Below are 22,947 nucleotides of genomic sequence, written 5' to 3'. Positions count from 1 at the left end.
GTATTGTGAAATTAGGATTCATTGGGTTTGGTGAAGTAGGATACGAAATCAGTAGTGGGCTGATAGAACAGGGCTTAAAAGAAATTTATGCTTATGATGTGATGCAGAATCATCCGGATAAGGGATATATTGTAAAAGATAAGGCGGAAAAAGCAGGGGTAACCCTTCTGGATTCTGACAATGATGTGGTAGAAAAATGCGATATGATTCTGATGGTCGTACCCGGTGCATTTGCACTGGATACGACGAAAGGATTGCTGGGCAGTGTGACACCGGGGAAACTTCTCGTCGATTTATCAACCAGTCTGCCCAGTGTCAAACGGACAGAAAATCAGTTGATCAGTGAAAACGGCGGGAATTTCATTGACGGGGCGCTTATGGCCAGCCTGAGTCAGGCTCATTATAAAGTACCTATTTTGGTTTCGGGCGCAAATTGTCAGCCTTTTATCGACGCGTTAGTCCCGTATGGCATGAATATCAAACAGATTACGGAAAAACCTGGTGATGCCATCGCAGTAAAATTTGTCCGCAGTATCTATATGAAAGGCATTGCGGCTCTGGGCGCGGAAATGCTGGAAGCTGCCAACGTACTGGGCGTAGACAAATTGGTAATTGATTCGATTGGCAATACACTGGATGGAAAATCATTTGATTTCAACAATAATTACCTTGTTGTAGCCAGTGCATGGCATGGAGCCCGGCAGGCCCATGAAATGAGCGACGTAATGAAGATGCTGGAAGACATTGGTGTGGCGCCGATTATGACGCAGGCTACAGAAAAACGACTGGAATGGTTCCGTGATCTCGATGCACATACCTATTTTAATGAAAAACGACCAGAAAACTGGCAGGATGTAGCTGTGCTTTGGGATAAAGTGCGGGAAGAAAAGTAGCTGTGCATATCATTCACATTTTTGTCAGAATATATTTAGCAAACTGAGAATTTGCACATGCGTTATATTTTTGTTATGATATAAGTGAGAATAATATTTTATAAATTACATAGGAAATGGGGGTGAAATATGCAATAATTGATGGTGGCTGCAGAATGTAAAATTTGATGGTATGGAACTTTAGGTTCACACGATTAGCGCTTTTTGGCGCAGTTGTGTGGACCTTTTTTTGTTTTTTTCATGATATAATAAAGAAAAGATGAGTGTATTGACTATGTATGAAATGAACAGGAAAGCCCGGTATGATATGCTGGATTCACAACTAAGTGAGCATAATTTCAATCCTATGAATGATGTCCTGTTTAAGTTTGTATTTGGAAAACCGGAGCGGAAACAAATCACCATGGATTTTCTCAATGCCGTTGTTTCTGAAGATTTGGGTCATCCTATTTGTGACATTGTATTTGCCCCAACGGAATTGATACCGGATGGATATGATGAGAAATTATCGCGGCTGGATGTGGCCTGTACACTAGATACGGGGGAACAGGTAGATATTGAAGTACAGGTCATCAATCAGAAAAATATGCAACGACGCACCTTGTGCTACTGGGCCAGAATGTACCTCATGTCTCTGCCTCCAGGAGGGGACTATAAAGACGTAAAACCCTGTATTACGGTCAACCTGTTACGGTTCAACTTATTACCCCAGGAAGAGGCTCATTCTCTGTGGAGTGTGTATAATAAACAGACGGACGATCGGCTGAACAAGGATTTGGTATTACATTTTCTGGAAATACCTAAATTTGTCAAACTGCCAGTGAAACCGGTGCAGAAGATGACGAAAATGGAGAGGTGGCTGGCGTTTTTTGCCAACAAACTGAATGCAGAGGAAAAGGAGGAACTGATCATGAGTGATGCAGCCATTCATGATGCCATGAAAGCGGCCCGGGAATTCATGCAGAATACAGCAGAACGAAGAGCCTATATTAACCGGGAAATGGCTATCATAGATTACAATACAAATACTAGGGAAGCCTTTGAAAAAGGAGAAGAAAAGGGGATTAAAAAAGGGGAGAAACGGCTTGGCACATTGATTCAATACCTGATGGACGAGCATAAATTGGACGACGCCCGGCGTGCCGTACAGGATGAGGCATTCCGCAATGAATTGTATAATAAGTATGGAATTTGATATAGTATAAATAATAGAAGCGCTGACAGTGAAAGATATTGCCAGCGCTTCTATTATTTATTTAAAGATGATTTTAATGAATTTTAGCTCCGAGATTTGTAAGAGTAGGTTTGTTTTCACTTACGCGGATGATTTCATCGACGGCACCTGTGCCCATACGGGTCAGGGCTTCGTACGTATTCGCGCCGTTATGGGGCGTGCCGACGAAATTGAAGCAATTAAAGAGTTTATCATGTGGGGGAAGTGGTTCTGAGACAAAAGCATCAAAACCGGCACCCCATATTTTCTTGTTTTGCAGAGCTTCATACAAATCGGTTTCATTGACGATACCGCCACGCGATGTGTTGATTAAGATGGTTGTCGGTTTCATCATTCCCAATTCACGTTTACTGATGAGATTGCGTGTAGCATCGTTTAAGGGAACAGAGATAGAAATGACATCACAGGTTTTAATGATATCGTCCATATCTTTTGTATGATGAAATCCCATCGATTCGCATTTTTCTGTGGAAATAAATGGATCATAGGCGTAGACATCCATATTAAAGCCGGATTTTAACTTCTTCCCGACGAGATAGCCAATGTGACCGATTCCGATGAGGCCTAATCTTTTTCCTGTGATTTCATATCCTTTAAGATACATTGGCTGATTGCGTTCCAGCCCTTTTTCGTTATCTATATGGGCCTGTGTGATTTTTCGGGCACAATCAAAAATCAGTGCAACGGCTTGTTCGGCTACGGAATTAGAATTGGCAGTCGGTGTATTGGTTACGAGGATGCCTTTGCTTTTAGCATATGGAATATCGATGTTATCTGTACCGACACCATGCTTAGCGATAATTCGGAGTTTTGGCATGGCATCTATTTCTTCTTTACCAATTTTGTAAGTACGGACAATGCATGCTTCTGCATCGGAGGGAGAATTGATTTTATCATCCTTCCACGTCACAACGTCCAGATGTTTACGTGCATATGCCAGTGCATCGTCAGAAATAGGATCAAAAATATATGTTTTCATCAAAAGCATCTCCTCTAACAGGTGGAAAACTAATTATTATTTGGAACAGAATCGGTTTTTTGAATCGGCTCTATCATGGTAATAAGAAGGAAAACAACTAATAACGAAATACCAGCAAGGAAGGTAAAGACATGATCCCAGCCAAACATGTCGAGTATCAGCCCTACGGCAAAAGGACCAAATGCTCCGCCTAATGAACCAGCAGTATTTACGATAGCTGCAGCAAATGGCACTTTATCTTTGGTGGCAATGCCCATAGGATAGGCTAAGAACATGGAATATCCAAGATTCAGGAAAGTACCGGCCAGTAAAAGAAGCAAACCAAGAATGGTCATATCATTAGGGGCATATTTTAGAGAATACATCAGAAAAACAGTACTGATAGCGGTAATCAGCATAACGGGTTTTCTGCGGCTATGAAATACTTTATCTGATAGTGTTCCACCAATAACATTGCCCAAGACGGCGCCAATCCATGGAGCGGAAGCAACTAATCCCACTTTCATAATGGCAAATTGCTTTACTTGCACGAGATATGTAGGAATCCATGTCATAATGGTGTAGGTAATGGCTACAAGGCAGAAATAGCCAGCCGCATCCGCCCATACATTCCACGATTTCAGGATTTCTTTATTGGATTTTAAGGGAGTTACTAGTTTTGTACGAATAATCTTATCAATAACTCCTTCAGGATGTTTTGCATTGGAGGATGTGCTTTTTTTGGTATCTTCCAGTGTGACAGTAGGATGTTCGATATAGTGAATTTCTGCTTCATTGACATGTCTGCTGTCACGAGGGTTATCGCGAACAAATAACCACCAAAGCACTGCAAGGAAAATACCGGGAATGGCAAACACGTAAAACACAGTCCGCCAGCCAAATTCAATGATGATCCACGCACAGAGTGGTGGAACAAAAGCTGGGGCAAATTTAATCGATGATAAGTAGATACCTGTTGCCATACCTTTTTCCTGTGTGGGGAACCACTTATTGATTGTAGCAATAGATCCGATATTAATTGGCCCTTCGGCAAGACCAAGGAGTGCACGGGCCCATTTTAGATGCAGCCCAGAGTCAGCGATACCCATAATAAATGTAGCGATGGAAGTGAATAAAATTGAGACGGAGTAAAAACCTCTTACCCCTTTTTTACTATATAAATGACCAGCAGGAATCTGTATAACTGCATAGGTCAGATAGAAAAAACTGGCCATAGCGCCAATATCTGTATTGGTTAGTTCAAAACTTTTTTTGATAAATGGTACGACCATTCCGATATTGGAACGGTCTGCACCAGCTACCATGTAAACACAGAATATTAATGCTAAGATAAACCAGCGATATTGTGTTTTTTTCGAGACATTCATCTTAGTTTCCATAACCTGATACCTCTCCTTAATGAATGGAACTTGCTACTTCTTCCATCAGTTCCCGGGTTGGGTTCTTTTGATTCCGTTTTGATGTTTCTACGATGAGTTTGTACAGGTCTGTACCTGTTTCTTTAGCTACTTCTTTGTAGGTGTTGACAAAGCTGGAATGACAGCCGGCATAGCCTAAAATCAGGTCTAATGGTTTTATGGGGGTATGATATCCTTCTTTTTCCATGGCAGGCATCAGTTTGTCATCAATGAAATGGAGAAGAGCATAGAAATCGTATTGTAATGCTTTGCCTTCTCTCTGGAAAATAGCCAGAGCCCCTTCGGTTGTGATATTTCCTGCACTGCGGGCCATGCCCATAAGGCCGCAGTCGATAAAATCTGCGCCAGCGGCTTCGGCAGCCTGGGCGTTTGCCATAGCCATTCCCAGATTGCTGTGACCGTGGAACCCTACGGGAATTGAAACTGCGGATTTTACTTTCCGGGTATATTCCGCGGCTTGTTCCGGGAACATGTAACCAGCAGAATCCATGATTGTAATAGCCTGGACTCCGGCATTTTCCAGCATAGCTGCTTCGGCGGCCAGTTCATCTGGCGTGAGTACATAGGCTTTCATCAGGCTGTAGCGGGCTTCCAGACCGGCTCTGCGGACTATTTTAACGGCATTTACAGCCGTTTTGCCATCTCCTGCATTGGCACCGACACGCAGGAAGCTCAGCCCTTTATGGGCAGCTTTGAAGATAAGTTCTTCATCGGCATTTTTTGCGGACTGGAACATGCCGATATGACCTCTTTTGACGTAAGGTTGGATGGCGTCTAAATATTCATCGTCAGTCACGGGAGAGTGTTTGCCTCCATGCTGCATACTGCCAAGGCCTGTGCAATGTCCCATTTCAATCACCGTTATATGACTGTCAAGCAGTCCTTCAATCATAAGTTTTGTTAAATCAGTAGAAAAACCAGCACCCACGACATTAGCTCCATCACGAAGCGTGCAGTCCATAATCTCCATTTTAATATCCTCCTAAAGTATACTACTATTGCATTTATCAGATACGTATCTTACATTGACATCTTAATACAGGAAGAATTAAAATAAAAACAAATAATAATTCAGATAATTATTTATATAGTGAATAATTATCTGAATGCATAATCGAAATATAAAATGGGGATAATGATATGGAAAAAGATTTATTAGAGACTTTCGTAACGCTGGCAAATGTGCAAAATATTAGTAAAACTGCACAGGTTTTGTACATATCCCAGGCTGCCGTCAGCCATCGCTTGAAAAAACTGGAGGAACATGTAGGGGAAGAATTGATTATTCGTAATAAAGGAGCCAAGCATACCCATCTTACGGCAGCGGGAACGAGGTTTCTGCCACTGGCCCAGAACTGGCTGAGACTGGATCAGGATCTGGAAAATTTTCAGCATCGCCCTCAAACGTTGGAATTGACGATAGGAACGGTCAATAGTGTCAATAATTATTTATTCAGCGCATTTTACAATCAGTTGAAGACAGATCCCCTGGACTGGCGGCTGCATATCCGGACTCTTCATTCAAATGAAATATATGAACAGGTACGGCTCCATGTACTGGATATTGGATTTCCTCTGCGGGAACAACGGGTGCCCCATATCAGGGTCCGGAAGATTCATTCCGAAACCCTGATGGTAGTAAGCCGGCATAAAATACATAATAAAACTGTCCTGATGCCGTCTGATCTGGATGGCAGGAAGCAGATATATATCAACTGGGGGGCAGATTATGTCCATTGGCATAGTTTGTATTTTCCATCTTACATCATGCCGAAGTTTTCTGTAGATACGGCTAAGATAGCGGTTGATTTGCTCGATGATACGACGTGGTTCTTTGCTCCTTATAGCATATGCCTGGAACTCCGTAAACGGGAAGACTGCTATATCTCCGGACTGGCTGTGCAGACTCCTTCGCGGGATATGTATATGATTACCGATACGCAGATGGAAAAAATGAAGCGCCGTGAAATCACGCTGTTTAAATGGAGGATTATTCATTATATCAGGCGGAAAGAAATGGAATTTATCGATATGCTTCATCGGTTTCACATGGAAAATCAGACAGAGTATGTCTTTGAAAAAGATATGAGAAAATAAAGTAAGCAATGAAAAAGCCGGAACAGAGGTGAGAAATTTTCTTCTCATTCTGTTCCGGTTTTTTATCGTACTATCCTGCTATGCTGCTGTCAGAACCCGTTCATAGGTGTTGGCTGCAAAGTCCTGGAGTGTATCCAGACGGAGCGATTCCTGCTTGCCCAGGGGCGTTCTGGCGATGGATTCGTTTACGTAGCTGACGTGCGTACCGGCAACCCACACATGGGGCGGTAGCAGATCGACGGCCTGGCGCAGGTTTTTTGAGATTTCATCGGAATATAAGTCGCGGTGCATAGTCGCAAAAATAGCTACTTTTTTTGCATTCAGCCGCTGTAATACGGACCGGGATACGCTATCCAATTTGTAATCTAAAAACCAGATGCCGGCAAAGACGATGTCGTAGTCGTCAAAGTGTTCCGGGGCTTGTTCCATGGGCAGGAAATCCGTGTTTTCGGGGAGTACGGAACGGATTGCTTCGGCAAATTTTTTCGTTCTGCCAGTTTGGGATGAGTAGAGTACGAGAGCCTTCATGATGGATGTCTCCTTTCTTGTATATCGGTCATTTGTTTTTTTCTATGATTACTATATCATGATTATAACAGGATTTCTGTTACATTTACAACATATGTTTAAAAGAAATGATTATCAATAACGAATAAAGAGATGCCAGATAATGCATACGAGGGTATGTATTATCTGGCATCTCTGATTTTATAAAAGGTATAATATTATAGAAAATTACACAAATATAAGGTGGCCGACGAATATGACTAATGTCAGTGAAATGGCACTGAGTGCCGTCGTATTCATGACGACCTGGGTGGCATAATTGGGATTATTATCAAATTCCATGGCAAACATAGCCGTGTTGACGGCAGTTGGAATGGCACAATAGATGAGGAAGACGATGGCCCCGACCGCTGTAAAAGTGCCAGGCATGAAAACATTGGCGGTAAAAATGATAGCCAGGCCGATGACGGGCATTATGAAGAATTTTAAGATGCTGATTATCCAGACATCGGGATTCAGCCACTCGATTTTCGTTTGTGAAAGCTGCACGCCAATGGTAAACATAGCGACTGGTGTGATGGCTTGACTTGACATTTCCATAATAGGCCAGAAATAAAAGTTTTCTGCATGTAAGCCGAGATACCGGGTCAGGACCGCTGCTGCAAACAAATAAATAATTGGCATTTGGAACATTATTTTCAGTGTGTCCCGTGCAGTAAGTCTCCCACGTCCGGCCTGATAGAGTCCCAGCGTATTGAGGCCGACACTCTGAACTACATAAATTATAATCCAGACGACCATCGCTTCATCCAGATACGGTGTCTGGCCATTTACAATAAATGGTTCATGAGAAAAGACCAGGATAATTAATGCGACGCCAAGGTTGCCAGTATTATTGAACATCAGCGCATTGCGGCATGATTCAGTCATTCCGGCGTCATAATGCTTCCACCGGCTGATAATATTGGCAATAACAAAAGAGATGAAGAGCAGGACAAACACACAGAGCAGGATATTTATACTGTTGCTGGGAAAATTTGTTTTATAAATGTTAGTGAAAATAAAGCTGGGAATGATGAGGAAAAAGAGCAATTTAGACAATGACTTGACAGCAATGTGAAATTTTCTGTCTACAAGGTAACCGATAAGTACCAGTGTAAACAGGGGCAGCATCGTATGTTCAAGAATGTAAAGGAAAACCATGGTAGGACCTCACTTCGGGTAAAAATATTTGGAACCATATGATTTTCTACTATACGAAACTTTATTGATTTTGTAAAATAGTAAATATCAAATGAATGTATCGCGATTTGGAATAGGTATAGAAACAGAGTCTGATATGTACTGATAATATTGATTTATGGAATATGAAACGAAGAGAGGGAAAAGGATGTATACGAATGAAGATTTACAGATTTTTGTTGATTTATCCCAGACACTCAGCTTTTCTCAGACAGCACGAAATCTCCATTTGTCTCAATCGACGGTGAGTAAACGGATAAAAGATCTGGAGACCGCATTGCAGGTCATTTTGATAGAGCGGGGGCAGGGCATGAAATCTCTCCGCCTGACACTGGCAGGCGAGAATTTTCTCCCTATCGCCAATGAAATGCTGTCTCTGTGGAAGGATGCCTGTCATCTGGGAAGGGGGCGCTGGCAGTCGTCTTTTACGATTGCCTCTCTGAGCAGCCTGAATATCCAGGTAATCCCAACGATAGTGGACTATCTGCACGGACATGCGCCGGCGACACATCTGCAGGTGATGACCTCTCATTCGGGATTGATTTATGATTTGGTTGAACGCCATCAGGCAGATTTGGGATTTTCTCTCATTGCCAGAGAATATCAGAATACGCTAGTAGAAAAATGGTTCAGTGAGCCCATGGTCGTAGTCCGACCAATCGGGACCGAGATTTCCGGACCTGTCTGCAGTCCCCGGGATCTGCCACAGGAAATGGAAATTTATAATTACAGTGGCATTGGGTTCCAGGCGTGGCATGATCAATGGTGGGCATCGGTCAATAACAGTTATGTCAGCCTGGATAATGCAAGCCTGGTTCCTCTGATGCTGAATAAGCCGGGACAGTGGTCTGTTATGCAGATTTCCATGGCCCGGCAATTAGCGGCGACGGGACAGTATGTTATACAGAAACTGACTAACCCGCCGCCAGATCGTGTGTATTATCTGGTCACGCATCTGCATCCGACGCAGACAGCAGCACATATTTTATCAGTATTGCGGCCGTGTCTGCAATCTTTTGCCGGTCAGGAAGAATCAGCCGGCGAAGTAATACACAAGGGTTAGCATACTTTCTGCCATGTACTGTAATGCATGGCTGTCCCAGTGAAAATCCGGGTTGTGGCCGAATACAGGTTCTTTGTCATAGATGCCTGTGTAATAAAAACAGGAAGGAACAGCGGCACTAAAGTAGGCAAAATCTTCAGAACCGGAGCCGCGTTCCATGGTAATCAACTGGATGCGGTCAGCCATGTGGTGGCGCAGGATGGATTCGACGCGGGATGTGACGGCATCATCGTTTATGCATACTGGGGAGAAGGGAACGACATGAAGCTGGCAGGTACCACCATAAATGGTTTCCGAAGCGGTCAGGATATGCTGCAATGTTTCCAGTATATCCTGACGTTTTTTTTCATTATATGTGCGCAGCGTTCCCTTGAGTTCTGCTGTATCGGGAATGACGTTGGGATTATGGCCGGACTGGAACTGGCCAAAGGTGAGGACGACGCCGTCGCCATCGGCCCGTTTATGGTATACATAGTCCTGAATCTGGGAGATAATGGATACGCCCATCTGAATGGGGCTGATGCAATCCGATGGCCGCGATCCGTGTCCGCCTTTTCCATGGATTGTGATGGTGAAATCGTCACAAGAAGCAGAACATTCTCCATGGCGAAGACCGATGTATCCCTGAGGAAGTCCGCCGGCGACATGCAGTCCCAGAGCGTAATCGACATGAGGATTATGTAATATCCCTGCTTCTATCATGCGGGCAGCGCCGCCGTCTCCTTCTTCCGCAGGCTGGAAGGCGAGGCGGATTGTGCCACGCAGGCAGTTCCGGTGAGCCTGGAGGATGCGGGCGACGCCGAGAAGATTGGCCGTATGTCCGTCGTGGCCGCAGGCATGCATGACACCGGGCGTCTGGGAGGTATAGGAACAACTATATTGCTCTGTCAGGGGCAGTGCATCTATGTCGGCGCGGAGCAGTAAGACCGGGCCGGGCAGTGCCCCCCGGATGAGACCGGTGACTCCCGTATCAGCGATGATGCGGGCATCTTCTATGCCTGCTTTCTGGAGTTCGTGAAGGACTGTCTGACTAGTTTCGTGTTCCCGGCCGCTCAATTCCGGGTGGGCGTGGAACTGTTCACGCATGTGGATCATATAAGGTAATTCATGTAAAACAGCAGATTCAATATCAAAATCGGGCTGGTACGTATGCACTGTATAGGCCTCCTTGCCATAAAAAATGTTATGTTTATCCATCGTTTAATTCAATTGTTTCTTATATTATATATACTATAATATATTGCGTTTTTTATACGATGATGTACTCTATGCCGTTTATTATATCATGAGAAACGTCATAAAATAATCAAAATATAAAAAATATGATATACTGACCATATATAGGGAGGTTGGCATCATGCAAAGTAAAATAGATATTATTCCGGTTATACGGAATTTAAACCACTGGCCCCGCTTCCGCCTGCGCTTGTTTGCAGAAGGCGCGTGGGTGGGCCTCTTGAGCGGTATTGTCATAAGCTTTTTCCGTTGGTGTCTCGAAGCGGGTACCCGGTTGCGCGAACAGATATATAGCCTGCTCATGCAGGCGGGATGGATGGAAAATATATTATGGTTTGTGTTTTTACTGTTAGCATCTTATGTACTGTACCGGCTGAAACAGCATGAACCGGAAGCATCCGGCAGTGGCATTCCGCAAGTAAAAGGAATCATTCTCGGCGTCGTGCGTTTGCGATGGCTGCGTGTCCTCTGGGTCAAGCTGGCTGGCGGTATCCTGGGGATTGGGCTGGGCCTGTCCCTGGGACGAGAAGGGCCGTCTATTCAGCTTGGTGCGGTAACCGCACAGGGGATGAGCCGCGCACTGGGGCGGACGAGGATGGAAGAGCGCTACTTAATCACGGCGGGAGCCAGCGCCGGTCTGGCGGCCGCATTCAATGCACCGCTGGCAGGGGCGATTTTTGCTCTGGAAGAACTTCATCGCAATTTTTCCAGTGTCGTGCTGGCTCCGGCTATGGCAGCAGCTCTGGTTGCAACCATGGTCAGCCGCGTAGTATTTGGCCGGGACCCGATTTTTCATTTTGGCATGCTGCCACCGTTTCCGTTACGTTACATGTGGCTGGCTGTTGTATTGGGAATCATTATTGGTGTAGCGGGAATTATTTTTAATAAAGGGCTTCTCAATATTGGTCGATTCTACGCATTGCCTGTATTCCGCAATGATTATATGCGCATTGCCTTCGCCCTGGTAACGGCGGGTATATTGGGATATGGATTTCCTCAGGTTCTCGGTGGGGGCAATGACCTCATCAACAGCCTGTATCAACTGCCGTTGTCGCTGACTCTGTTTCTGACACTGCTTTGTGGTAAATTCGTGTTTACACTGATCAGCTATGGATGTGGCACGCCGGGCGGATTTTTTCTTCCCATGCTGGTACTGGGAGCATTATGCGGTGGCAGCATAGGTATTCTTCTCGTACAAATGGGAGTGATTTCCTCGTATTACCTGACGAATATCATTGTCATTTCCATGGCGGCGTTTTTTGCAGCGTCTGTTCATTCTCCCGTTACGGGTACGATTCTGATCATGGAAATGACGGCGTCATATGAACATCTGCTTGTACTTTGCACGGCGTCTATGATTGCTTTGGCGACGGCACAGCTTCTGGGAGGGCAGCCTATTTATGATACACTGCTTAAACGGTCTCTTGCGACGAGACAAAAAGTGCTTCCTGCAGAAGAACGACGTAATATTCTGGAGCTGACTATCAGCAGCGGCAGCGTCGTTGATGGAAAATATATTGGGCGGATTGACTGGCCGGATCATGTTGCCTTAGTCGATATCAAACGGGGAACAGAAGAAATTATTCCCGATTATCATACCCGTTTATGTGCCGGAGATTACCTGTATGTCCTGACAGATTCCGTCGAAGCAGCAGAAAAAGTCAGGAACTTGGTAGAACACGAAAATGCATAATAATTATTAAAATTAGTACCTGGTAATAAAAATTTATGATTAAAGTGTGATAAATAGAGGATAATAAAGAACGAGCACAAAGAGAATAGAGTATAAATAGACGAAAATCGATGCATAAATACGTATTTTTTTGACTTATGGTGTCATTTTTGCTATAATTTTGTCGATGTGATTTTTTGATGTTAGCAAAGAGGTGGTTTTTTGAAGAAACGAATAGTCTTCTTACTCACAGCTTTATTTGTTTTTGCATTTTCTTCGCTTGCGTCTGCGAACGTAGAAATGGGGATGACCGGCTCTGTTGTACAGAGTGTGCAATATATGCTCATTGATACTGGATATTTATCTGATGGAGCAGATGGTGTGTTTGGCAGTGGTACACAAAGTGCTGTGCGTCGCTTTCAAGCAGATCATGGATTAGACGCCGACGGAGTTGTCGGAACACAGACAATGCAGGCTCTGGCTGATGCCAGCGGGCGTGAAGTGCCTGAAGAAAGTGGTTCTTACCAGTACAGTATGGTGATGGATGCTACGGCCTATACGGCAGATGATCCGGGAAACAGCGGTATCACCGCAGGTGGTCACCGGCTGACGCATGGCCTCGTTTCTGTCGATCCCGATGTTATTCCGTTGGGAACGCGGCTGTATATTGAAGGATACGGGGACGCTATTGCCGATGATACGGGCGGAGCCATTGTTGGCAACCGCATCGATCTGGGAATGGACGACCGCGATGAAGCTTTGAATTTTGGCAGACAGAATGTCGTTGTCCATGTTTTATAAAATAGCAAGAGTCAGAAAAGGAGAGGAGCCCCCTCTCCTTTTTGCATGTCAAAGAAGCATAAGAGAATTTACCAATTTGTGGCAATTTTTTGTAAATTTACTATGTATTTTAGGCAGTGTTTGTGTTATTCTAAAAAGACATGGTAAAGTTATTTGACACCAGGGAGGCTAAGGCTGAATGAAAGACACGATTGCACTTATCTTGGCAGCAGGCAAGGGAACGAGAATGAAATCCCGTCTTCCCAAAGTTCTGCATAAAGTCGGTGGAGTGCCGATGGTAGAACAAGTCCTGCGAACCGTAAAAGCGGCGGGCACACTGCGGCAGATTGTCGTAGTTGGTTTCGGTGGCGAAATGGTACAGGAATATCTGGGCAATGAAGCAGAAACAGTGATGCAGAAAGAACAACTCGGAACCGGGCATGCTGTCCTGCAGGCGGAAGCCCTGCTGAAAGATGCACAGGGAACGCTGCTGGTTACTTGTGGTGATACGCCGCTGGTTACGAAAGATACGTTTACATCCCTTCTGGACTGGCATGAAAAGAGCGGGGCTGCGGCTACGATCCTCACAGCTCATATGCCGGACCCTACTGGTTATGGGCGGATAATCCGCGATGAAGCCGGCCAGGTAGTGAAAATTGTCGAACAGAAAGATGGAACTCCGGAAGAACTGGCCGTCGATGAAGTCAATGCCGGTATATACTGCTTTGATTTGTCTTTACTCTGGCAGATGCTGCACAACGTGAATAATAACAACGCCCAGGGCGAATATTATCTGACAGATATTATTGGCATGCTGGTCAGTGCAGGAAGGGTAGTCAGCGCATTTGCTGCTCCCGATTATCGGGAAACGCTGGGTGTCAATTCCCGTCAACAGCTGGCAGCGGCCGAACAGGTCCTGCGCAGCCGTAAAATTGATGAGCTGATGACTGAAGGCGTTTCTATTATCGACCCGGCCAATACCTATGTAGATACGACGGTAGTAGTGGGCCGGGATACGGTCTTGTATCCGGGAACAATTCTGGAAGGAAATACCGTTATCGGTGAAGATTGCCAGATCGGGCCGTACGTCCGCATGACGAACGTACAAATGGGGTCCCACGATCATTTACAGTTTACCTATGCCCATGATTGTCAGATCAAGGATGGATGTGAAATCGGGCCCTTTGTCCATTTCCGTCCCAATACGGTGATCGGCAATCATGTCAAGGTTGGCAACTATATGGAAGTAAAGAATTCAAACGTCGGCGATGGTACCAAACTGCCGCACCTGAGCTATATTGGCGACAGTGATGTCGGTAGTGGCGTCAATATCGGCTGCGGAACGATTACAGTCAATTATGATGGCAAAATCAAACATCGCACGACGATTGCCGATCACGCCTTTGTGGGATGCAACAGCAATCTCGTAGCGCCTGTTTCGATTGGTGCTTATGCTTATGTCGGCGCTGGTTCGACGATTACCAAAGATGTTCCGGCCAAAGCTCTTTCTGTGGGCCGGGCCAGACAGCGTAATATCGAAGGCTGGGTAAAAGACGATACATATAAGAAATAATCAGTAAGTTCCATCGGTACTGCTGTTATTATATTTCACTACTTAATTAGGAGGCTCACCATGAGTTACGAAGACGGGAAAAAGCTGAAAATTTTTACAGGTAATGCCAATCCGAAACTGGCAAAAGAAATTGCAGACTACCTTGGCCTGGAATTGGGCAAGGCTTTTGTCGGCAAATTCAACAACGGTGAAATTCAGGTTATGATTGATGAAAGTGTCCGCGGCAAGGATGTTTTCGTCATTCAGCCGACATGTCAGCCTGCCAATGATACGCTGATGGAATTGCTGATTATGGCAGATGCGCTGAAACGTGCTTCGGCCCGTCACATTACGGCAGTTGTGCCGTATTATGGATATGCCCGTCAGGACCGCAAGACCCGTGGCCGCGAACCGATTACGTCCAAACTGGTTGCTGACCTGATGACGACTGCCGGCATTACCCGGGTGGTTACGATGGATCTTCATGCCGGACAGATTCAGGGATTCTTCGATATTCCTGTCGATCATCTCGGCTCTGCTTCTATCATTGCTAAATATATCAATCAAAAGAAAGCAGAATGTGATATGGGCGATATCGTCGTCGTTTCTCCGGACCTTGGCGGGGTAACCCGTGCCCGTGACCTGGCTGACCGCGTCAATGCGCCTATTGCAATCATTGAAAAACGCCGCCCCCGTCCGGGTGTTGCCGAAGTCATGAATGTCATCGGTGACATCAAAGGCAAGACTTGTATTCTCGTCGATGATATCGTCGATACGGCAGGTTCCTTGTGCGGTGGTGCCAAGGCACTGAAAGAAATGGGTGCTGCCCGTGTGTATGCAGCCTGTGCCCATGCCGTCCTTACAGATCCGGCGGTGGACCGCATTAAGAATTCGGTTATTACGGAACTGATTATTACGAATACGATTCCTCTTCCGGAAGAAAAACAGATTGATAAAATCAAAGTTCTCTCTGTGGCACCGCTTCTCGGCGAAGCAATCATGCGTATTTTCCACGATGTATCGGTCAGCCGTCTGTTTGACAAATAAGAGGCAGGTACGAAGGTGCACATGATAGTGGGCCTGGGCAATCCGGGCCGGGAATATGAAAAATCGAAGCATAATACGGGGTTCCGCGTCATTGACGAACTGGCATCACGCCTTGGCGTTACGGTCTGGCGGAGTCAGATGGATGCCCTGGTAGCCCAGGCGATGGATGACGGTGAAAAGATATTGCTGGTCAAACCGCAGACGTATATGAATAACAGCGGGGCTGCTGTAGGCCCGCTCATGCGTTGGTATAAACTGGATGAAACCGATGTATATGTCATATATGACGATATGGATCTGCCCGTAGGCCGGCTGCGTATCCGGACCAGTGGCAGTGCCGGGGGACACAATGGAATCAAGAGTCTTCTGGCTCATGGCTGTGAACGTTTTATCCGGTTCCGTGTAGGCATAGGCCGTCCATTGCCCCATCATGATGTCGTAGATCACGTTCTGACGCCTTTTCCAGACGAATTGATACCAGAATATGAAGAAGGGCTCAAAAAAGCCGCAGACGCCATTCTGGGCTGCCTGAAATTGGGCGTGGATAAGGGAATGAACCGTTTTAATCCCCGGAAGAAAAAAGAATAAGAAAAAGCACACTGATTAAACGTTTAATTTAAGAAATGTGGCGAAAAACTGAAATAAAAGCCTTGACAGGGAATGATTTTTCATAGATAATGTATTCAATCTTTCCTATAGGCATATATTTTAAAGAATAGATGCCACAAAATGCTATGATTGGGTAAAGGGTATGATTGGTATTTTCTGACAGAGAACCGGCGGTTGCTGAGAGCCGGGAGATGATCCGTATATCCGACTTCGCCCGGGAGCAGCTATGTCGAATTTTTTTCTAGAGAAACAGGAGGCATAGACGTGATTCCGCGTTAGGGAATGTCTGGTAAGACACTGAGTATAATATCAGGGTGGTACCGCGATACTTCGCCCCTGTTGCATAGGACATGCAGCAGGGGCCTTTTTTATTGCAGACAGGGAAAGAGATGCCATTGCATCTGGGGAGATCAAATGGCACAGGGAGCCGGCCGGACAAACTGTGGGGGCAGTGAGAATGGTGGCATATGGGGGTATGCAAAAGCTTCCTGAAAAAGAAACAATGCGTAGATTTACATCGGTTCGTGATAAGTGCCGCACAGCGGCATGGGGGAGTATTTTTGTAGGGGGATTGGTAAGGTTTTAGTTTTTTATATTTTTATATTAGTTGTGTATTTTGCATCGTGTTATTATTTTTTTGTATTCCTGACGGTAAAGTTGTTGACGCTCTTTTATGCAGGACAAAACACCAGAAATGCGGATAGCTGCAGGTTATCCGTGTTTCTGGTGTTTTGTGTTATAATTAAATAATATTTCAGAGATAAGGAGCTTTATATGATGATTGAACATATATGTGCGGAACCGGATATATACCGCATTGAAGTACCACTGCCAAACAATCCGCTGCGATATCTGAATTCCTATGTCGTACGTGGCAGAGACCGGTTTTTAGTCATTGACACGGGATTTAACCGGCCGGAATGCCGGGAAGCGCTGTTTACTGGATTGGACAGCCTCCGTGTTGACCTGGCGCGGACCGATTTATTTTTGACGCATCTCCATGCCGATCATACGGGGCTTGTGGGAGATTTTGCCCGGGCGGGAAGCCGGATTTTCATGCATCATGATGACTATCAGTATCTCGTCGATTCGACTGATGGCAGCACCTGGCGATATGCGGAGGAAAAATTTATGGTCGAAGGAATGCCGCCGCAAGATATAAAGAATCAATTTTCCAATCAGGCACGGAAATATTCGCCGGACCCGTCTTTTACAGTACAGACTGTGCACGATGGGGAACGGATACTGCTGGCTGGTACGGAGTTTCAGGTCATTCATACGCCGGGCCACACAAAAGGCCTGTGCTGCCTGTATATACCGGACAAAGAAATTATATTTACCAGTGACCATATTCTCTTTGATATTACGCCGAATATTCAATACTGGTATCATATGCCTGATGCGCTGGAACGGTATCTGCAGAGCCTGGATAAGGTATATGATCTGCCTGTACGGCTGGCCTTGCCGGGACATCGCAAAGGAGATACGTCTATTGCCAGCCGTATCGATGCGCTAAGGAGGCATCATGCCAGCCGTCTCGATGAAGTGCTGCAGGCGGCCGCCGCGCATCCAGGAGCGACGGCCTTTGAACTAGCCCCCTGCCTTTCCTGGTCTATGCGGGGCAGGTCGTGGGCCGAATTCCCACCGACCCAGAAGTGGTTTGCCATGGGAGAAACGCTGGCTCATATTGAATACCTGCTCCACCACGGGCAACTGATTCGTCGGGAAATTGATGGTACGTACCGGTATTATACCGTATAATGTAATAAACAACTATTAACTGCACTCTGCCATGAGAGAGTGCAGTTTTTTGTCTTGGATTTATATAGTTTTAAACTATGCAATAGCACGATTGATACGTATTATACAAAGGATGAGCATTATGTTACACTTACATTGTCAAGAGGAAACGAAATAAAAACAAGAAAACATACTTTGTTTATTAAAAGCTGCATAGCTTTTGAATAGTGTTATATATTATCATTCTATATAATTTAAGGAGGAAATTGTAATGGAAAAAGAAATGTTGAAGAAAATGGGTTTTGCTACACAGGCTATTCACGCAGGTGCTATGAAAAATGAATTCGGTGCACTGACCAACCCGATTTATCAGTCTTCCACATTCGTATTTGATTCGGCTGAACAGGGCGGTAATCGCTTTGCTTTAAAAGAACCGGGCTACATTTATTCCCGTCTTGGCAATCCTTCCGATACGCAGGTTGAAGAAAAAGTTGCCATGCTCGAAGGCGGCGAAGCCTGCTGCTCTGCAGCTTCTGGTATGGGCGCTATTTCTTCCGCTCTCTGGACACTGCTCCATGCAGGTGATCATGTAGTAGCCAGCGATACGCTCTATGGCTGCACATTCGCTCTCCTGAACCACGGCATGACCCGCTATGGTGTAGAAGTATCCTTCGTCGATATCACCGATATGGACGCTGTTAAAAAAGCTATCAAACCGAATACCCGTGTTATTTACCTCGAAACACCGGCTAACCCGACACTGAAGATTTCCGATATCGAAGGCATCAGCAAGATGGCTCATGAAATGGGCGATATCACCGTCGTAGTTGATAACACCTTCTGCTCGCCGTACATCCAGAAACCGTTATCCCTCGGCGCTGACGTAGTTGTTCATTCCGCTACTAAATATCTGAACGGCCATGGCGACGTTATTGCCGGCTTCGTAGTTGGTTCTCAGGAATACATCAACAACGTACGTCTCTTCGGTATCAAAGATATGACTGGTTCCGTACTCAGCCCGTTTGATGCATTCCTCATCGCCCGCGGCATGAAGACACTGGCTCTGCGTATGGAAAAACATTCGGCTAACGCCATGAAGGTTGCTGAATTCCTCGAAAGCCATCCGGCCGTTGCAAAAGTCAACTATCCTGGCCTGAAGAGCTTCCCGCAGTATGAACTGGCTAAAAAACAGATGCGTCTGCCCGGCGGCATGATTTCCTTCGAACTCAAAGGTGGCAGAGAAGAAGGCGCTATCGTCATGAACAACGTCAAACTGTGCAGCCTGGCTGTATCTCTCGGCGATGCTGAAACATTGATCGAACATGCTGCTTCCATGACACACTCCACATATACACCGGAAGAACTGAAAGCTGCCGGCATCAGCGAAGGTCTGGTACGTCTCTCCGTAGGTCTGGAAGATGCTGATGATATCATCGCTGATCTCAAACAGGCTCTCGATCTGATTAAATAATATTGGTAATGCAGACAGAATCCCACTCTGATTAATTGCATAACGCTAAGGGAGGCTGCAGCAAAATACATATAGAATTATGTTGCTGCAGTCTCTTTTTAGCTCTCTTATGAATAACGAAACATTATATTTACGCCTTAACATTTAGTTACGTTTTAGGAGGAGTTTCCAATGGCAATGAAAATGATGACCATGGACGGCAACACGGCTGCCGCCTATGTGTCCTATGTATTTACCGATGTAGCAGCCATTTATCCGATTACGCCGAGCTCGACTATGGCAGAAAAAATGGATGAATGGGCAACCCAGGGCGTCAAGAACATGTTCGGCCAGGTTGTTAAAATCCAGGAAATGCAGGCCGAAGGCGGCGCTGCCGGTGCTGTACACGGGTCTCTCGTGTCCGGTGCCCTGACCACGACTTATACGGCTTCCCAGGGACTGCTGCTTATGATTCCGAATATGTACAAGATTGCCGGTGAACTCCTGCCAGGCGTCTTCCACGTCGCAGCCCGCGCTCTGGCCACCAATACCATGTCTATCTTCGGTGACCAGCGCGATGTTATGGCCTGCCGTCAGACCGGCTTTGCCATGCTCGCCGAAGCCAGTGTACAGGAAGTCATGGACCTGGCTGCTGTTGCTCATCTGGCGGCTCTTAAAGGCAGCGTGCCGTTCCTCAACTTCTTCGACGGCTTCCGTACATCCCATGAAATCCAGAAGATCGAAGCCTGGGATTACGACGACCTGGCAAAACTCGTAGACCAGGATGCCCTGAAGAAATTCCGCGACCGCGGCTCGTCCCCGGACCATCCGACGCTGAAAGGCTCCCTGGAAAACAGCGATATCTACTTCCAGCAGCAGGAAGTACAGAACCGTTATTACCAGGCCCTGCCGGACATCGTAGAAGAATACATGGAAAAAGTATCGGAACTGACTGGCCGGGAATACCACCCCTTCACCTACTACGGTGCGCCTGATGCCGACCGCATGATCATCGCCATGGGCTCCCTGTGCGATGCGACGAAGGAAACGGTGGATTACCTCAACGCCCACGGAGAAAAGACGGGTCTCCTTTCGGTCCATCTCTATCGCCCGTTCTCGCTCAAATACTTCTTCAAATATATCCCGGAAACGGTTCGGAAGATCGCCGTCCTGGACCGCACGAAGGAACAGGGCTCCCTGGCAGAACCGCTCTATCTCGATGTTACCCAGGCCTACAGCGGCGTAGAAAACGCACCGCTCATCGTAGGCGGCCGTGCCGGCCTCGGCGGCAAGGATACGACACCGACCCATATCCTCAGCGTTTTCGAAAACCTGAAACAGGATACGCCGAAAGACCATTTCACCGTTGCCATTACCGATGACGTGACCAATACGTCCCTGCCGGTCACCAAGGACATCGATACGACACCGGCTGGTACGACGGCCTGCAAGTTCTGGGGCCTCGGCAGTGATGGTACGGTCGGCGCCAACAAGTCGGCTGTCAAGATCATCGGCAATCACACCAACATGTATGCCCAGGCATATTTTGCCTACGACTCGAAGAAATCCGGCGGTATCACCGTATCCCACCTGCGCTTTGGCAAGACACCGATTACGTCTTCCTATCTGATCAATAAAGCCAACTTCGTATCGTGCTCGCAGCAGACGTATGTACACAAATACGACGTACTGGCCGGTATCAAAGACGGTGGCACGTTCCTGCTGAACACCATCTGGGATGCAGAAGAACTGGAACAGAACCTGCCGGCATCGATGAAACGGACCCTGGCACAGAAACATATCCAGTTCTACACGATCAATGCTGTCAAGATTGCCCAGGACATCGGATTGGGCGGCCGGTTCAACATGATCATGCAGTCGGCGTTCTTCAAACTGGCCGATATCATCCCCGTTGAAGATGCCGTGAAATATTTGAAAGACGCTGTCGTCACCAACTATGGCAAGAAAGGCCAGAAAGTCGTCGATATGAACAACGCCGCTATCGACCAGGGCGTATCGCAGATCGTGAAAATCGATATCCCTGCAGCCTGGGCCGATGCGACCGATGCACCGGAAGCGCAGAAAGACGTACCGGAATTCATCACGAAACTGCAGAAGCCGATCAATGCCCAGGAAGGGGACAGCCTGCCGGTCAGTGCCTTCCTCGGTCTGGAAGACGGCGCCTTCCCGCAGGGAACGGCAGCCTACGAAAAACGTGGCGTAGCTATCAATGTACCGGAATGGCAGGTAGAAAACTGCCTGCAGTGCAACCAGTGCGCTATGGTATGTCCTCATGCCGCTATCCGTCCTGTCCTGACGACGGACGAAGAAGTGGCAGCCGCACCGGAAGGATTTGTCTCCCGTCCGGCAACAGGCGCCCAGGGCCTGCACTTTACCATGCAGGTATCCGTCATGGACTGCCTCGGCTGTGGCAGCTGTGCCCAGGTATGCCCGGCAAAAGAAAAGGCCCTGGTCATGAAACCGTTCAGCACACAGGAACAGAAAGCTCCTCTGTGGGATTATGCCATGAGTGTCAGCCGGAAAGCCAACCCGATGAACAAGTTTACCGTCAAAGGCAGCCAGTTCGAACAGCCGCTGCTGGAATTCTCCGGTGCCTGTGCCGGCTGCGGGGAAACACCCTATGCCAAACTGGTCACCCAGCTCTTCGGCGACCGCATGATGATTGCCAACGCGACGGGCTGCTCCTGCGTATGGGCAGACAGTGTACCGTCTACACCGTACACGACCAATGCCGACGGCCACGGCCCGGCATGGGGCAACAGTCTCTTTGAAGATAATGCCGAATACGGCCTGGGTATGTACCTCGGTGTCCGCCAGGTACGGGAAAAGGTAGCTATGGACGTAGCGGAAGTACTGGCTAATGACCAGACGCCGGCCGATGTGAAAGCTGTCCTGCAGGATTGGTATGATCACCGCGATGATACAGAAGGCACACGGGAACGGGCCGACAAGGTTACAGCCGCACTGGAAGGCGTAAAGGACAGCTGCCCGGTATGCAGACGGATTTATGACCGCCGCGACTATCTGGTAAAACGCAGTCAGTGGATCTTCGGCGGCGACGGCTGGGCCTATGATATCGGCTACGGCGGCCTGGATCACGTCCTGGCCCAGGATGAAGACGTCAATGTCCTGGTCATGGATACGGAAGTTTATTCCAATACAGGCGGCCAGTCGTCGAAAGCGACACCGACCAGTGCCATTGCGAAATTCGCAGCTGGCGGCAAACGGACGAAGAAGAAGGATCTGGGCCGCATGGCCATGACCTATGGCTACGTCTACGTTGCCCAGGTAGCCCTCGGTGCCGACATGAACCAGTGCATCAAGGCCATCAAGGAAGCCGAAGCCTATAAAGGACCGAGCCTGATCATCGCCTATGCACCGTGCATCAACCACGGCATCAAGAAGGG

At 46.9% G+C, this 22,947-nt stretch carries 18 protein-coding genes and 1 other annotated feature; of the genes, 12 read left to right on the top strand and 6 right to left on the bottom strand.

The genetic code is table 11. The features are described from left to right. The first annotated feature begins 5 nt into the window (after window positions 1-5). Window positions 6-893, top strand: coding sequence for an NAD(P)-dependent oxidoreductase (locus B2U90_RS07050; RefSeq protein ID WP_292017478.1), 888 nt, complete (start codon window positions 6-8; stop codon window positions 891-893). Window positions 894-1,167: 274 nt separating this feature from the next. Then, window positions 1,168-2,088 (top strand): Rpn family recombination-promoting nuclease/putative transposase, encoded by a 921-nt coding sequence (locus B2U90_RS07045; RefSeq protein WP_292017477.1) that lies wholly within the window; start codon window positions 1,168-1,170, stop codon window positions 2,086-2,088. A 73-nt stretch (window positions 2,089-2,161) separates the two neighbouring features. Here B2U90_RS07045 and B2U90_RS07040 read toward each other — a convergent pair whose 3' ends face one another. Genes B2U90_RS07040 through B2U90_RS07030 form a run of 3 tightly spaced genes read right to left on the bottom strand, consistent with a single transcriptional unit; the run spans window position 2,162 to window position 5,494 of the window. Further along, window positions 2,162-3,106: a hydroxyacid dehydrogenase gene (locus B2U90_RS07040; protein WP_075581580.1), complete on the bottom strand. Its 945-nt coding sequence runs from the start codon at window positions 3,104-3,106 to the stop codon at window positions 2,162-2,164. 29 nt (window positions 3,107-3,135) lie between these two features. Continuing rightward, window positions 3,136-4,485, bottom strand: coding sequence for an MFS transporter (locus B2U90_RS07035; protein WP_292017476.1), 1,350 nt, complete (start codon window positions 4,483-4,485; stop codon window positions 3,136-3,138). Window positions 4,486-4,501: 16 nt separating this feature from the next. Further along, window positions 4,502-5,494, bottom strand: coding sequence for a hypothetical protein (locus B2U90_RS07030; RefSeq protein WP_292017475.1), 993 nt, complete (start codon window positions 5,492-5,494; stop codon window positions 4,502-4,504). A gap of 170 nt (window positions 5,495-5,664) precedes the next feature. On the opposite strand from B2U90_RS07030, the gene B2U90_RS07025 reads away from it, so the two are divergent. Next, the gene (locus B2U90_RS07025) at window positions 5,665-6,621 is read left to right on the top strand and encodes a LysR family transcriptional regulator (RefSeq protein ID WP_292017474.1); all 957 of its coding nucleotides are present in this window, start codon (window positions 5,665-5,667) and stop codon (window positions 6,619-6,621) included. A 78-nt stretch (window positions 6,622-6,699) separates the two neighbouring features. Here the strand turns inward: B2U90_RS07025 and B2U90_RS07020 are convergent, their stop codons facing one another. Continuing rightward, a complete protein-coding gene (locus tag B2U90_RS07020; protein WP_113856357.1) occupies window positions 6,700-7,149 on the bottom strand; it encodes a flavodoxin family protein in 450 nt (149 codons plus the stop codon). A 207-nt stretch (window positions 7,150-7,356) separates the two neighbouring features. Continuing rightward, window positions 7,357-8,331, bottom strand: a complete 975-nt coding sequence (locus B2U90_RS07015) for an AEC family transporter (protein WP_059076575.1) — start codon at window positions 8,329-8,331, stop codon at window positions 7,357-7,359. Between the two features lie 187 nt (window positions 8,332-8,518). Here B2U90_RS07015 and B2U90_RS07010 point away from each other — a divergent pair, with 187 nt between their 5' ends. Next, window positions 8,519-9,433 carry a LysR family transcriptional regulator gene (locus tag B2U90_RS07010; RefSeq protein ID WP_075581578.1) on the top strand — a complete coding sequence of 305 codons (915 nt, stop codon included), beginning with the start codon at window positions 8,519-8,521 and terminating at the stop codon, window positions 9,431-9,433. Here B2U90_RS07010 and B2U90_RS07005 read toward each other — a convergent pair. Next, complete coding sequence (locus tag B2U90_RS07005; protein WP_292017473.1) at window positions 9,404-10,588, bottom strand: M20 metallopeptidase family protein; 1,185 nt, start codon at window positions 10,586-10,588, stop codon at window positions 9,404-9,406. The two genes, B2U90_RS07010 and B2U90_RS07005, sit on opposite strands and share 30 nt — an antisense overlap. A 202-nt stretch (window positions 10,589-10,790) precedes the next feature. Here B2U90_RS07005 and B2U90_RS07000 point away from each other — a divergent pair, with 202 nt between their 5' ends. The 8 genes from B2U90_RS07000 to nifJ form a co-directional block, all read left to right on the top strand. Continuing rightward, window positions 10,791-12,362: a ClC family H(+)/Cl(-) exchange transporter gene (locus B2U90_RS07000; protein WP_292017472.1), complete on the top strand. Its 1,572-nt coding sequence runs from the start codon at window positions 10,791-10,793 to the stop codon at window positions 12,360-12,362. Window positions 12,363-12,641: 279 nt separating this feature from the next. Further along, window positions 12,642-13,142 carry a peptidoglycan-binding protein gene (locus tag B2U90_RS06995; RefSeq protein WP_072235729.1) on the top strand — a complete coding sequence of 167 codons (501 nt, stop codon included), beginning with the start codon at window positions 12,642-12,644 and terminating at the stop codon, window positions 13,140-13,142. Window positions 13,143-13,320: 178 nt separating this feature from the next. Further along, the gene (gene glmU / locus B2U90_RS06990) at window positions 13,321-14,694 is read left to right on the top strand and encodes a bifunctional UDP-N-acetylglucosamine diphosphorylase/glucosamine-1-phosphate N-acetyltransferase GlmU (RefSeq protein ID WP_170087141.1); all 1,374 of its coding nucleotides are present in this window, start codon (window positions 13,321-13,323) and stop codon (window positions 14,692-14,694) included. 60 nt (window positions 14,695-14,754) lie between these two features. Further along, window positions 14,755-15,720 carry a ribose-phosphate diphosphokinase gene (locus B2U90_RS06985; protein WP_059076580.1) on the top strand — a complete coding sequence of 322 codons (966 nt, stop codon included), beginning with the start codon at window positions 14,755-14,757 and terminating at the stop codon, window positions 15,718-15,720. Between the two features lie 21 nt (window positions 15,721-15,741). Then, window positions 15,742-16,308, top strand: a complete 567-nt coding sequence (gene pth, locus B2U90_RS06980; protein WP_292017510.1) for an aminoacyl-tRNA hydrolase — start codon at window positions 15,742-15,744, stop codon at window positions 16,306-16,308. A 137-nt stretch (window positions 16,309-16,445) separates the two neighbouring features. Next, window positions 16,446-16,670: a binding site (T-box leader), on the top strand. Between the two features lie 433 nt (window positions 16,671-17,103). After that, the gene (locus B2U90_RS06975; protein ID WP_234995353.1) at window positions 17,104-18,090 is read left to right on the top strand and encodes an MBL fold metallo-hydrolase; all 987 of its coding nucleotides are present in this window, start codon (window positions 17,104-17,106) and stop codon (window positions 18,088-18,090) included. A 250-nt stretch (window positions 18,091-18,340) separates the two neighbouring features. Beyond that, window positions 18,341-19,540, top strand: a complete 1,200-nt coding sequence (gene megL, locus B2U90_RS06970; protein ID WP_292017471.1) for a methionine gamma-lyase — start codon at window positions 18,341-18,343, stop codon at window positions 19,538-19,540. Between the two features lie 171 nt (window positions 19,541-19,711). Continuing rightward, window positions 19,712-22,947 (top strand): pyruvate:ferredoxin (flavodoxin) oxidoreductase (gene nifJ, locus B2U90_RS06965; protein WP_292017470.1); only part of this gene is annotated, 3,236 nt, incomplete at its 3' end.

Origin of the sequence: Megasphaera sp. UBA4233, from assembly GCF_002395615.1 — a bacterium.
Lineage (GTDB): Bacteria > Bacillota > Negativicutes > Veillonellales > Megasphaeraceae > Megasphaera > Megasphaera hexanoica.
This window is presented reverse-complemented; position numbering and strand designations above follow the sequence as displayed.